12 protein-coding genes are annotated in these 12,705 nt (G+C 55.1%); 11 read left to right on the top strand and 1 reads right to left on the bottom strand.

Annotated elements, in window-relative coordinates:
* The first annotated feature begins 57 nt into the window (after positions 1 to 57).
* From pyrH to lpxB, 11 genes are all read left to right on the top strand, one after another.
* Complete coding sequence (pyrH, locus tag CU103_RS16680) at positions 58 to 780, top strand: UMP kinase (RefSeq protein ID WP_106665157.1); 723 nt, start codon at positions 58 to 60, stop codon at positions 778 to 780.
* A 45-nt stretch (positions 781 to 825) separates the two neighbouring features.
* Positions 826 to 1,386: a ribosome recycling factor gene (gene frr / locus CU103_RS16685; protein ID WP_106665158.1), complete on the top strand. Its 561-nt coding sequence runs from the start codon at positions 826 to 828 to the stop codon at positions 1,384 to 1,386.
* A gap of 43 nt (positions 1,387 to 1,429) precedes the next feature.
* Positions 1,430 to 2,149: an isoprenyl transferase gene (locus tag CU103_RS16690; RefSeq protein ID WP_106665159.1), complete on the top strand. Its 720-nt coding sequence runs from the start codon at positions 1,430 to 1,432 to the stop codon at positions 2,147 to 2,149.
* Complete coding sequence (locus CU103_RS16695; RefSeq protein ID WP_106665160.1) at positions 2,146 to 2,973, top strand: phosphatidate cytidylyltransferase; 828 nt, start codon at positions 2,146 to 2,148, stop codon at positions 2,971 to 2,973. The genes CU103_RS16690 and CU103_RS16695 overlap by 4 nt, the downstream gene beginning before the upstream one ends.
* A gap of 68 nt (positions 2,974 to 3,041) precedes the next feature.
* On the top strand, positions 3,042 to 4,169 hold the full coding sequence (rseP, locus tag CU103_RS16700; protein WP_162707107.1) for an RIP metalloprotease RseP: 1,128 nt from the start codon (positions 3,042 to 3,044) through the stop codon (positions 4,167 to 4,169).
* Positions 4,170 to 4,502: 333 nt separating this feature from the next.
* The gene (bamA, locus tag CU103_RS16705) at positions 4,503 to 6,872 is read left to right on the top strand and encodes an outer membrane protein assembly factor BamA (RefSeq protein WP_106665162.1); all 2,370 of its coding nucleotides are present in this window, start codon (positions 4,503 to 4,505) and stop codon (positions 6,870 to 6,872) included.
* Between the two features lie 54 nt (positions 6,873 to 6,926).
* Positions 6,927 to 7,982 (top strand): UDP-3-O-(3-hydroxymyristoyl)glucosamine N-acyltransferase, encoded by a 1,056-nt coding sequence (gene lpxD / locus CU103_RS16710; RefSeq protein ID WP_106665163.1) that lies wholly within the window; start codon positions 6,927 to 6,929, stop codon positions 7,980 to 7,982.
* Entirely contained in the window at positions 7,975 to 8,460 is a 486-nt protein-coding gene (gene fabZ / locus CU103_RS16715; RefSeq protein WP_106665164.1) for a 3-hydroxyacyl-ACP dehydratase FabZ, read from the top strand. Before lpxD ends, fabZ begins: the two co-directional genes overlap by 8 nt.
* Positions 8,460 to 9,293, top strand: a complete 834-nt coding sequence (gene lpxA / locus CU103_RS16720) for an acyl-ACP--UDP-N-acetylglucosamine O-acyltransferase (protein WP_106665165.1) — start codon at positions 8,460 to 8,462, stop codon at positions 9,291 to 9,293. Before fabZ ends, lpxA begins: the two co-directional genes overlap by 1 nt.
* Complete coding sequence (locus CU103_RS16725; RefSeq protein WP_106665166.1) at positions 9,277 to 10,179, top strand: LpxI family protein; 903 nt, start codon at positions 9,277 to 9,279, stop codon at positions 10,177 to 10,179. Before lpxA ends, CU103_RS16725 begins: the two co-directional genes overlap by 17 nt.
* Positions 10,169 to 11,350 (top strand): lipid-A-disaccharide synthase, encoded by a 1,182-nt coding sequence (gene lpxB / locus CU103_RS16730; protein WP_106665167.1) that lies wholly within the window; start codon positions 10,169 to 10,171, stop codon positions 11,348 to 11,350. The genes CU103_RS16725 and lpxB overlap by 11 nt, the downstream gene beginning before the upstream one ends.
* Positions 11,351 to 11,405: 55 nt before the next feature.
* Here the strand turns inward: lpxB and gltA are convergent, their stop codons facing one another.
* Positions 11,406 to 12,698: a citrate synthase gene (gene gltA / locus CU103_RS16735; RefSeq protein ID WP_106665168.1), complete on the bottom strand. Its 1,293-nt coding sequence runs from the start codon at positions 12,696 to 12,698 to the stop codon at positions 11,406 to 11,408.
* Positions 12,699 to 12,705: the final 7 nt, after the last annotated feature.

The raw sequence follows: 12,705 nt of genomic DNA on the forward strand, positions 1-12,705 counted from the left end.
TGACAACGCGATGCCCTTCGTGTATCCGGAATTTGAAACGACTCTGAGGAAGGTCCCATGGCTGGTACGGCTGTCTATAAACGCGTTCTGCTTAAGGCCTCCGGCGAAGCTCTCATGGGCGATCAGGGTTTCGGCATTGACGTAGCGGTTGCCGATCGTATCGCCAGTGATATTGCCGAAGCACGTGCGCTCGGCGTCCAGGTGGGCGTCGTCATCGGCGGTGGTAATATCTTCCGTGGAGTTGCCGTGGCGTCCAAGGGTGGTGACCGGGTGACGGGCGATCACATGGGCATGCTTGCGACGGTGATCAATTCTCTTGCTCTGCGCACGTCGCTGGTGAAAATTGGCATCGACACCGTGGTTCTGTCGGCCGTTGCCATGCCTGAACTATGTGAAACTTTCTCGCAACGTCAGGCAACCGCTTACATGGACATGGGTAAGGTCGTGATTTTTGCTGGTGGTACCGGGAACCCATTCTTCACCACGGACTCGGCAGCGGCGCTACGCGCAGCGGAAATCGGTGCTGACGCGCTTTTCAAAGGCACCCAGGTAGACGGAATTTATTCCGCCGATCCGAAGAAAGACCCCAATGCGGTGCGGTTTGATCACCTGACCCATAAAGATGTGCTTGATCGCGGGCTCGCCGTGATGGATACAACAGCAGTTGCTCTTGCACGTGAGAACAATATCCCAATAATCGTCTATTCGATCCACGAAAAAGGTGGGTTTGCGGAAGTTTTGCAGGGTAAAGGACGCGCGACAGTCGTTTCTGACAGCTGATCTATCCTTGCCAGTCAACCCGCCTTGAATATAGGAGCATTGAGTATGAGTGACGCACTCGACCTGAACGATCTGAAGCGCCGCATGGACGGCGCCATACAGGCTCTGAGGCACGAACTTAATGGATTGCGGACCGGCCGCGCGTCCGCAAGCCTGCTGGAGCCGATTACGGTTGAAGCCTATGGTTCGCAAATGCCGCTCAATCAGGTCGCTAATATCACCGTGCCGGAATCGCGCATGCTTGCAGTCTCGGTCTGGGACAAGTCCATGGTTGGCAAAGTAGAGCGCGCAATTCGGGAATCCGGTCTGGGTCTCAATCCGATTACGGATGGCAATAATTTGCGCATCCCATTGCCGGAGCTAAACGAGCAACGCCGCAAGGAACTGGTAAAGATCGCGCATCAGTACGTTGAACATGCAAAAGTGGCAGCACGCCATGTTCGCCGCGACGGCATGGATGAGTTGAAGAAGCTCGAGAAGGATGGCGACATAAGCCAGGACGATAACCGCATCCTGTCTGACAAAGTCCAGAAACTGACCGACGACACCATCGCTGAAATGGACAAAGTTGTAGCCGTCAAAGAAGCGGAAATCATGCAGGTCTAAAGCCAGATACTGGCCCGTCCCATATCACTGGAGGTTGAATTCCATGTCCATTCCGCGCCACATTGCCATCATCATGGATGGAAATGGCCGTTGGGCAAAGGCGCGGGGACTGCCGCGTACCGCCGGTCACAAGGCCGGCGTTGAATCCCTGCGCGAGACAATTCGGGCGGCGGGCAAAATGGGTATCCCGTTTCTAACCCTCTTCGCATTTTCATCCGAGAACTGGTCGCGGCCGCGCTCAGAGGTTTCGGATCTGATGGGGCTGCTAAAGCTGTTTATCCGGCGCGACCTGGCGGACCTGCATCGGGAAAATGTCCGCGTTCGGATTATCGGTGAGCGTGAAGGGCTGGCAAAAGACATTCGCGGTCTTCTGAACGAAGCCGAGACGCTGACGAGGACGAATACTGGTCTCACCCTGGTCATTGCCTTCAACTACGGCTCGCGCAACGAGATCACCCGGGCGGTACAGCGTTTGATGGCCGACGTAACGTCAGGCACTATCGCACCCGAGAATATCACCCCTGAGGCAATCACCTCGCGACTTGATACGGCCGATATTCCGGATCCGGACATGATAATCCGCACAAGCGGCGAAATGCGCCTTTCCAATTTTCTTCTTTGGCAGGCCGCATATTCGGAATTCATGTTCCTGCCATGCTATTGGCCCGATTTCCGGCCATCGCATTTGGCCGAGGCGATCGAGACATTCCAGTTGCGTGAGCGTCGGTTCGGCGGAGTGACAGCGCAGGATATTGCTCTGTGATCCAACCTGGAAGCGGTCTTTCCAATCTGCAGACACGCATTCTCAGCGCGATTGTTCTCATTGCCGTAGCTGTCGCCCTCACGTGGATTGGGGGCTTCGCCTTTGGGCTGCTGGCGTCGGCCATAGGCATCAGTGTGTTCTATGAGTGGCAGCTGATCACCACCGCCCGTTCAACGCCCTTGACCCGCGGGTTGTCCTGGTCGTGCCTCATCGTTGTTTTCGCCGTGCTCCTCTTCACGCAACACATACTTCTGATGATCGGCATTCTGTTCGCCGGCGCCGCTCTGGTGGCAGGGCTGGGCGGACGTGAATCCGGCTACTGGCCAGCGTTCGGTCTGATTTATTCCGGCTTCCCATCCATCGCGCTAACGCTGTTGCGCGGAGATACGGGGGATGGCTTCGCCGCGATTCTCTTTCTCTTCGCGGTCGTATGGGCCACCGACATATTTGCCTACTTCAATGGGCGCGCACTTGGCGGGCCGAAACTCGCGCCGCGCTTTTCGCCCAACAAGACTTGGTCTGGAGCAATCGGCGGCGCGGCCGCAGGTGTAGCAGCCGGGGTGGCTTGTGCGGCATTCATTACCCCGGCCGGTGGCGTACCCATTCCGCTTGTCGCACTTTTGCTGTCAGTCATCGCGCAGGTTGGTGATCTCGGCGAATCCTGGGTTAAACGGAAATTTCACGTAAAAGACTCAAGCCAACTTATTCCTGGTCACGGTGGCGTGATGGACCGGGTCGACGGGCTTGTAGCTGCTGCGGCATTGCTATACGTCATCGGAGCCATTCTGATGACACCAGAAGCGCCCTACGACATTCTTTTCTAGACGGCTGAGCTTCCGGGGCCCCTATGGGTCGTTCGATGGTGTTAGGCCCGGAGGATAATTTGACGGATATGCTGCACACCCTGTTCGGTTCGCAAAGCGTGTTGATCGGCACGGTTTTGCCATTTCTTATTGTTCTGACCGTCGTGGTTTTTGTCCATGAGATGGGACACTACCTGGTGGGTCGCTGGTGCGGAATCGGGGTTAAAGCGTTTTCGGTCGGATTTGGTCCGGAGCTCATCGGGTTTAACGACCGGAGGGGCACGCGCTGGAAGCTTTCGGCGATCCCGCTCGGGGGGTACGTGAAATTCGCCGGCGACGAGGGTGTGACAAGTTCCACATCTTCGCCAACCGAGGCTATGAGTGCGGAAGAGCGTGCGGTTGCCTTCCATACGCAACCTGTCTGGAAACGCGCAGCAACGGTCTTTGCAGGACCAGCGTTCAACATACTTCTGACGATAGCTATTTTCTCAGTGTTTTTTGCTCTCTACGGCAAAATGGTCGCTGATCCGATGGTGGCTGAAGTTCGACCCGGCGGGCCAGCGGCGGTCGCTGGATTCCAGCCAGGTGATCGCTTTGTCAGTGTCGATGGCGACAAGGTTGAAACGTTCTCTGATGTCCAGCGCATCGTTTCTTCGAGAGCCGGCGATTCGCTGAATTTCGTCGTGCAGCGCAACGGACAGGAAATCAAGCTGTCCGCAACCCCCGAGCTCATCGAACAAAAAGATCCGCTGGGCAACACGGTAAAGATCGCCGTCATCGGTGTTGTGAACAATCAAGAACTCGGAAATTTTCGCCGCATTGAATACGGCCCTGTCGAATCAGTTGTTCAAGCCGTACGTGAAAGCGGATTTATTATCGCTCGCACGGGGCAGTTTTTCGGCCGGTTTTTCGCGGGTCGCGAAGACAAATGCCAATTGGGTGGTCCGGTCAAGATTGCGACGATGGCAGGCCAGGCGGCAAGTCAGGGGATCGATTGGTTGATTCAACTGACTGCAATGCTGTCCATCGGCATTGGTTTGCTCAATCTTTTCCCGTTACCGCCGCTTGATGGTGGCCATCTCATTTTCTATGCGGCGGAAGCTGTCATCGGCAGACCTGTTAGGCCTGCGGTGCAGGAGATCTTCTTCCGTTTCGGGTTCCTGCTGGTATTGGGCTTCATGGGATTTGTCGTATTCAACGACCTCTTCGCCTGCTAGCGCTCAGTTCCAAGCCGGAATCGGTTCTTCGGGCAGAAATCTGCACTGATTCAAAATGTTACCGCGTTCGATGCGTGCTCAATCGGGTGGACGTACGCGGTAGCGAGAATATTAAACATTAGTGAAAATTAGAGGCGTGGGCTGGCAAAGCGATATGATCTGTTTACTATAAGCTTTGAATGGCGTGGCAGGGATGCCACGCTTTCGTGTGAAGTAAACAGTTTTTAACCGTAAGCCTTGCGTGTATGTAAAAACCGGCTATGACGGTGTGCGAGTAATGCTTAGTCCGGGATCTCGCCCGGGGACAACGAGAAACGAAGGTTCAGAAGGCCTATGGCGGCAAGTTCAAAATTCGTTGGTGCAGCGTCGGCGCTCGCCATATCAGCGGCTCTTGTGAGTTCCGGTGCAATCGTAACAACGGTAGCAGGGGTGACAGCAGCGCAGGCAGCAACAGTAAGCCGCATTGAAGTGCGTGGTAACACACGCGTGGATGCCCAGACGGTCCGCGACAACCTCGGGATTACGCCAGGAAAGCCCTTTTCCAATGCGGATATCGATGCAGCCACCAAACGCTTGTTCAACACCGGCCTGTTTGGTGATGTGCGCATCAGCCAGTCCGGCGGTACGTTGATCGTTCAGGTTTCTGAGCACCAGGTTGTCAATCAGGTGATCTTCCAGGGCAATAAGAAGATCAAGGATCCCGCGCTTCAGAACGCCGTGCAGTTGAAGCCGCGCGCTGCTTTTGATCAAGCCACGCTTGATTCCGATGTTGAGGCCGTCCGTGCGGCTTACGGCAATATCGGTCGCAGCGATGCAACAGTGACCGGTCGCACCATGGATCTGGGCGAGGGGCGCGTTAACGTCGTCTTCGATATCAATGAAGGCGACCGCACCAAGATTGCCAAGATTAATTTCGTCGGAAATCAGGCCTTCGGCAATCGCCGATTGAGTGATGTTATTTCGACCAAGCGTTCCAATCCTCTTTCCTGGCTGACCCGTAACGACGTTTACAGCGAAGATCGCTTGCGCGCTGATGAAGAGGCGCTGCGTCGGTTCTACTACAACAGGGGCTATGCGGATTTCAGGGTCGTGTCGTCGACTGCTGATCTTGATCCCGCAACAAACGATTATACGATCACCATCACAGTTGAAGAGGGTGAAAAGTATACGTTCGGCGGCGTTCAGATCGAAAGCTCTGTTGAGGGTGTTGATACTTCCCAGTTGAATGGTCTTGTCGAGACCAGGGAAGGCGCGACCTACAGCGCCAAGGAAGTCGAAGATTCAATCATCAAGGTTTCTGAGAAAGTTGCCGGTCAAGGCTATGCTTTTGCGAAGGTAGAGCCGCGCGGCGACCGCAATTTCGAGAATCATACTATTTCGGTCGTCTATGCGATTGATCAGGGGCCACGCGCCTATGTTGAGCGAATTGAAATTCGCGGCAACGAAAAGACCCGTGATTTCGTTATCCGCCGTGAATTCGATGTGAGCGAGGGTGACGCCTTCAATCAGGTGTTGATCCAGCGTGCCAAGCGCCGCCTCGAACGGCTGGATTTCTTCCAGACTGTCAATATTTCAACTGCGCCGGGTTCTCAGCCGGACCAGGTCGTCCTCGTCGTGGACGTTATAGAGAAGTCGACTGGTGAATTCTCGATCGGCGGTGGTTATACGACCGGCGGCGAAACTCCGGGACCAACCGTTGAAGGGTCGATTACCGAGCGCAACTTCCTTGGCCGTGGTCAATATGTGCGCCTTGCGGCGGGTGGTGGCCTCGATAACAACCGTTCCTACTCGCTCTCGTTCACCGAGCCTTATTTCCTTGGTCAGCGTATCTCCGCCGGCTTCGACATTTACAAGCGTCAGTCAGGTGTTAGCGACAAATACGAGACTGATTTGACAGGTGGAACGATTCGTTTCGGGCTGCCAATCACCGAAGCGTTGACTGCAAGCATCGCATACAACCTCACGCAGGAAGAGTATGACATCGATGACGAAGCAAAGCTTCCGAATGGCGAACCGGATCCTGCCGAAATCTCACAAGCGTATATTGATGCGGCCGAGGAGAGCCCGTGGATCAAGTCATCGGTCAGTTGGGGTCTGACCTACAATACGATCGATGACACAAAGAACCCGCACGATGGTCTCTTTGGCAAGTTTTTCCAGGAATATGCTGGTATCGGCGGTGATGCCAACTTCTTGAAGACGACCTTCAAGGGCCAGTATTACAAGACATTGTCCGAAGAGATGGACATTGTTGGTTTGATCGGCGTTGGTGCTGGTCATATCACCGGTTTCGGCGACGAAGATCTGCGCGTATTTGACTTGTTCAAGAACAATACGGAAATGATCCGCGGCTTCAGGTATGCCGGTATCGGTCCTCGCGATCTTAGCGTTGAAGATAGCAAGGGAAGCTTCCTCGGCGGTACGACCTACTTCAGTGCCTCGACTGAAGCGCAATTCCCGATGCCTGTAATTCCTGAAAGTCTTGGCATTCGCGGGGCATTTTTTGCGGACGCCGCGAGCCTGTTTGGAAACGATCTACCGGAAGCGTCCAACACAGATATGGAGTGGCGCATGTCGGTCGGCGCAAGTATCATGTGGGCATCACCGTTCGGACCCCTGCGCTTCGACTATGCTCAGCCAGTCGTGAAAGAAGACGGTGATCAGGTCCAGAATTTCAACTTCGGTATATCGAGCAAATTCTGATAGATTGCTGACCTCCCGGGGGGAGCAAGTTTCCCCGGGGGAGAAAGTTAGTCGATGGCCGATCCGATCTTCTATGAGCCACTGCTTAATGTGACTATTGGTCAGATCGCCGATCTGACCAATGGCGTCCTTGTGGACAGTTCCCTGGCAAATCGGCCAGTAGCGCGATTAGCCTCACTCTCGGACGCGGGTCCCGATGCGCTTGTCTTTATTGAAGGCAAGAAGCACGCGCAGGACCTTGGCAGCTTAAAGGCGGCTGGTGTTCTTTGTACCGATGAGGTCAAGTCGAACATCCCGAAAAATGTAGCTATCATCATCACCAGGCACCCGCAGCAGGATTTTGCTGCCATCGGCCGTGCACTCTATCCCAATGCGGTCAATGCGCATTTGTGGAGTGGTCAGACCGGCATCTCAAACCACGCAATTGTACACGCATCGGCCGAGATCGAAGATGGCGTAACGATTGAGCCAGGTGCGATCATCGGCAGCAATGTGTCCATTGGATCGGGGACTGTAATTGCAGCCAATGTTGTCATCGGCAATGGCTGCAAGATTGGCCGCGATTGCTACGTGGCGCCAAACTCGTCGATACAATATGCGTTCCTCGGCAATCGCGTGCTGTTGCATCCAGGTGTGCGGATTGGCCAGGACGGTTTTGGTTATGTGCCTGGCAAGGCCGGGTTGGATAAGATGCCCCAACTTGGTCGCGTGATTATTCAGGACAACGTCGAAATCGGCGCCAACACCACAGTCGATCGCGGTGCCTTGGCCGATACTATCATCGGCGAAGGCACGAAAATCGACAACCTTGTGCAAATTGCCCACAATGTAAGGATTGGCCGGCATTGCGTTATTGCTGCTCAGTGTGGCATTTCGGGCAGCGTTGTTCTGGGTGATATGACGATGCTTGGAGGAAGTGTCGGCATCAAGGATCATGTCAACATCGGATCACGCGTCGAAATCGCGGCGGCGAGTGGTGTAATGAACGATATTCCGGATGGTGAAAGATGGGCGGGTGCGCCTGCGCAGCCATTCAAGCAATGGTTCCGTGAGATCGCGAGCGTGCGCGCGATGACCCGAACCAAGAAGGAGAGCAGTACAGATGAGTGACAATGTGCAAGCCGACACCCTTGGCGTCGCGGATATCCAGAAAATTCTGGCGAATCTGCCACATCGTTATCCTTTCCTTCTGATCGACCGTATCGTGGATATTGATCGCGATGTCTCAGCGACAGGCATCAAGAATGTTTCGATCAATGAGCCGCATTTCGCCGGTCATTTCCCGGAACTGCCGATCATGCCGGGCGTGCTGATCATCGAGGCGATGGCGCAGACAGCTGGTGCGATCGTTCTCTTCCACAATGGCAGCGGCAAGCCGGGCAAAGTTTTTTTCATGACCATCGATAATGCCAAGTTCAGAAAGCCTGTCGTGCCGGGCGATCAGCTCAAACTGCGGGTGACGAAACTGAAGCAACGCGGCAACATTCATAAATATGGCTGTATTGCCGAAGTTGATGGCGTCAAAGTCGCAGAAGCCGAAGTCGCTGCAATGGTTAGCTTTCCCGATGAAGATGAGACTGGGGCCTGATGTCCGTTACCAGCATTCACCCAACGTCCATTGTCGAACAGGGCGCGAAAATCGGGAATGGAGTCAGCATCGGCCCGTTTTGCCATGTGGGTTCGGAAGCCGTCATTGGTGACGATGTTGTTCTGATCAGCCACGTGGTTATCATGGGCCCGACCACTCTTGGCAGCGGCTCGAAGGTCTATCCGAATGCCGTCCTCGGCGGTGATCCACAGAACACCAAGCACAAGGGTGGTCATACGACCCTGGTCATTGGCAAGAATTGCATGATCCGCGAGGGCGTCACCATGCATCGCGGCACTGATGGCAGCCGGGGCGAAACAACGGTTGGTGACAATTGCATGTTCCTTGCTTATGCGCATGTGGCTCATGATTGCGTGATTGGAGATAACGTCACCTTCTCTAACAATGTGATGATTGGCGGCCATGTCACCGTCGGCAATAATGTTATCATCGGCGGTGGAGCAGCCATTCACCAGTTTACGCGGGTTGGCCATCATGCCTTTATCGGTGGACTTGCTGCCCTTGCGCACGATCTCATTCCGTATGGCATGGCCATCGGAAATCATGCCTATCTTGGTGGCCTGAACATCGTAGGCATGAAACGTTCGGGCATGGCGCGGCCGGAAATCCACAATCTCCGCCACGCTGTTCGCATGCTGTTCGATCGCACAAAGCCGATTAAGGTTCGAGCGGAAGATGTTCGTATTTCGTACGTAGAATCCGCGGCGGTGGCGGATCTGATCGGGTTTATTACCACTGATACAAAGCGGGCATATTGCACGCCGCCACTCGATTCAGCCATCGAGATCAGTGACAGTGACGACAAGAGCTAAGCCAGCCAAGGTAACGAATCCGCATCCTGCCATTGCGGGCCGCACGGCAATTGTCGCAGGCAATGGACTACTACCCGTGGCTGTCGCCGAAAGCTTGCGGCAAAAGGGTGGCAATCCGCTAATCGTTGCGATCAAGGGTGAAGCTGAGCCAGCGCTCTATGCGGGCGAACATGCCGAGATTTCCATCGTGGAGCTTGGCGGTCTTGTCAAAATACTGAAGGCAGAAGGCATTTCGAATGTTGTGCTGGCCGGCGGTATTCGTCATCGGCCAGAATTCCGTGCAGCACTTAGGCCCGGTAATGGCAATCTGGTCGCGCTTTACCGCTTCCTGCGCGCTTTTCGACTTGGAGATGACGGACTCTTGCGCGCGGTAATCTCAACAATCGAATCCTATGGTTTCCGGGTGCTGGGTGCACACGAGGTTGTTCCTGATATTCTTGCGCCCGCGCCTGGCACCATAACGCGCAAACGCGCCGATCCGGACAGTGTCGCAAATATGCGGGCCGCACGAGAAGCCGCTGTCATGATCGGTTCCCTCGACATTGGTCAAGCGGCGATTGCAGTGGGTGGGCGCGTTGTGGCGCTGGAAGGCGTTGAAGGCACTGACGCGATGCTGCAGCGTGTGGCGGAATTGCGGTCGACCAAACGCATCAATCGCAAGGGCGGGGTCCTTGTGAAATGCGCCAAGCCACAACAGGAGGTACGTGCCGACTTGCCTGCCATAGGCGTCAGCACAGTTGAGAACGCCGTTGCCGCGGGGTTGAAAGGTATTGCCATCGAATCTGACCGTACGTTGATCCTCGGCTACGCAGAAACCGTTGCCGCAGCTAACGAGGCGGGGCTGTTTATCGAGACGTTTGAGCACGAGGCATCAAATGGCTGCTGAAATGCCATTGCGGCTTGCGATTGTCACCGGCGAAGAGTCAGGAGATCTGCTCGGCGCAGATCTGGTTCAATCACTTCGACGGCAATATGCGGGTGATGTCACTCTCACGGGCCTGGGAGGCGAGCATCTTGCGGCGCTCGGGCTCGATAGTCCTTTCGACCAGCATGAAATCGCTCTCGTCGGTTTGAGCGCTGTCGTTCGCAAACTGCCCCGCCTCATTCGCCGTATTTCAGAGCTCTCCAGTGCCATCGTCGCGGCAAAGCCTGATTGTCTGGTGATAATCGATAGCCCGGATTTCACGCACCGTGTGGCCCGCAAGGTGAGGGTGGCCGACCCTTCGATCCCGATCATCAACTATATCAGCCCCTCCGTATGGGCATGGAGGCCGGAACGTGCCAAGGCCATGCGCGCCTATATCGACCATGTGCTGGCGATACTGCCCTTCGAAGTGCAAGCGCTGAAAGATCTGGACGGGCCATCCGCCACCTATGTCGGGCACAGGCTTGTTTCGCACGCACCACTTCTCGAGGCAGCGAAGATAAACCGCGCTCGCGATGCCAGCTTGGGCAATCGCGAAGTCAAAAACCTCGTGGTTTTGCCTGGGTCACGCCAATCGGAAATCACTAGCCTTGCTGAGCCATTCGGCGAGACGATCGATCTTCTTGCAAGCCGTGGTAACCGGTTCAATGTCACCTTGCCAACATTGCCAAAGGTTGAACCGCTTGTCAGACAATTGACCGCCGGCTGGAAAGTGCAGCCTCGTATTGTTGTCGGCGAAGCGGAACGACTGCATGCTTTTGCCGAAGCGGATGCTGCGCTCGCGGCCTCCGGAACTGTATCGCTGGAGTTGGCTCTTGCCCGCATTCCCACAGTCCTATCCTACAAGCCAGACTGGCTGGCCCGGACCTTCTTGGCACCGCGCATTACGATCTGGAGTGCTGCGCTTCCCAACATCATTGCTGATGAACCGGTCGTTCCAGAATATTTCAACATATTCGTGCGCGCCGGGTCGCTCGCCCGGCAGATCGAGCAACTGTTCGTTCCAGGCCATCGACGCAGTGCACAGCTTGAAAGTTTCGATAAAATTGCCAAGGTGATGCAGACCGAGCGGCCGGCTGGTGCAATCGCAGCAGAAAAAGTGCTTGAGCTGGTGCAATCGAAGCGGCGTTGATCTACCAACAAAAAAGGCGCCCTGTGGGCGCCTGTTTTGTGGTTTGGGATGGCGATCACTTGCGATCTTCGACGTTCACATAATCGCGCTGCGTCGCGCCTGTATAAAGCTGACGCGGACGGCCGATCTTCTGATGCGGGTCCTCGATCATTTCCTTCCACTGTGCAATCCAGCCAACTGTGCGGGCTACGGCAAACAGCACGGTGAACATCGTGGTCGGGAAACCGAGTGCCTTGAGGGTGATACCCGAATAGAAATCGACATTCGGGTACAGCTTCTTTTCGATGAAATATTCATCGGTTAGTGCAATGCGCTCAAGTTCCATCGCAACGTCAAGCAGCGGATCATCCTTGATGCCGAGTTCGGCAAGCACTTCACGGGTGGTCTGCTGCATGATCTTGGCGCGAGGGTCGTAGTTCTTGTAAACGCGGTGACCGAAGCCCATCAGGCGGAACGGATCGTTCTTGTCCTTGGCGCGGGCAATGTATTCCGGAATGCGGTCAACGGTGCCGATTTCGCCGAGCATGGTGAGAGCCGCTTCATTTGCTCCGCCGTGGGCAGGGCCCCAAAGGCAGGCGATGCCTGCAGCGATACAAGCAAATGGATTAGCGCCAGAGGAACCGGCAAGACGAACCGTGGACGTGGAAGCGTTCTGCTCGTGATCCGCGTGCAGAATGAAGATCCGGTCCATTGCGCGCGCAAGTACAGGGTTCGGAACATATTCCTCACACGGAACAGCAAAGCACATGTGCAGGAAGTTCGTTGCAAAATCGAGATTGTTGCGCGGATAAACGAACGGCTGACCGATGTGGTATTTATAGGCCATCGCTGCGAGTGTGGGAATTTTCGCGATCATTCGGATCGAAGCGACCATGCGCTGATGCGGGTCGGAAATGTCCGTTGAGTCGTGGTAGAAAGCCGAAAGGGCGCCGACACAACCAACCATGACCGCCATTGGATGCGCATCGCGGCGGAAACCGGTGAAAAACCGCGACATTTGCTCATGCACCATGGTGTGGCGCGTTACGCGGAAGTCAAAATCCGCCTTCTGGCTCTTTGTCGGCAGATCGCCGTAGAGCAAGAGATAGCAGGCTTCAAGAAAATCGCCATGTTCGGCCAATTGTTCGATTGGATAACCGCGGTGCAGCAAAATGCCTTCATCACCATCGATATAGGTGATCTGCGACTCACAGGACGCCGTGGATGTGAAACCCGGATCGTACGTGAATGCGCCCGTGTTCTTGTAGAGTGTCCCAATGTCCACGACATCCGGTCCGATGGTCCCCTTTTTAATGGGTAACGAGAACTGGTGACCATTCAGATCGATGTTGACGCTGTTTTCAGACATTGCCGTT

Origin of the sequence: Phyllobacterium sophorae (assembly GCF_003010965.1) — a bacterium.
Lineage (GTDB): Bacteria > Pseudomonadota > Alphaproteobacteria > Rhizobiales > Rhizobiaceae > Phyllobacterium > Phyllobacterium sophorae.

Excerpts from the sequence above, each read along its gene's own strand:
- bamA (WP_106665162.1), top strand. The coding sequence starts at position 4,503 with ATGGCGGCAAGTTCAAAATTCGTTGGTGCAGCGTCGGCGCTCGCCATA.
- fabZ (WP_106665164.1), top strand. The coding sequence starts at position 7,975 with ATGAGTGACAATGTGCAAGCCGACACCCTTGGCGTCGCGGATATCCAG.
- CU103_RS16690 (WP_106665159.1), top strand. The coding sequence starts at position 1,430 with ATGTCCATTCCGCGCCACATTGCCATCATCATGGATGGAAATGGCCGT.
- rseP (WP_162707107.1), top strand. The coding sequence starts at position 3,042 with ATGCTGCACACCCTGTTCGGTTCGCAAAGCGTGTTGATCGGCACGGTT.
- lpxB (WP_106665167.1), top strand. The coding sequence starts at position 10,169 with ATGGCTGCTGAAATGCCATTGCGGCTTGCGATTGTCACCGGCGAAGAG.
- gltA (WP_106665168.1), bottom strand. The coding sequence starts at position 12,698 with ATGTCTGAAAACAGCGTCAACATCGATCTGAATGGTCACCAGTTCTCG.
- lpxD (WP_106665163.1), top strand. The coding sequence starts at position 6,927 with ATGGCCGATCCGATCTTCTATGAGCCACTGCTTAATGTGACTATTGGT.
- pyrH (WP_106665157.1), top strand. The coding sequence starts at position 58 with ATGGCTGGTACGGCTGTCTATAAACGCGTTCTGCTTAAGGCCTCCGGC.
- frr (WP_106665158.1), top strand. The coding sequence starts at position 826 with ATGAGTGACGCACTCGACCTGAACGATCTGAAGCGCCGCATGGACGGC.
- lpxA (WP_106665165.1), top strand. The coding sequence starts at position 8,460 with ATGTCCGTTACCAGCATTCACCCAACGTCCATTGTCGAACAGGGCGCG.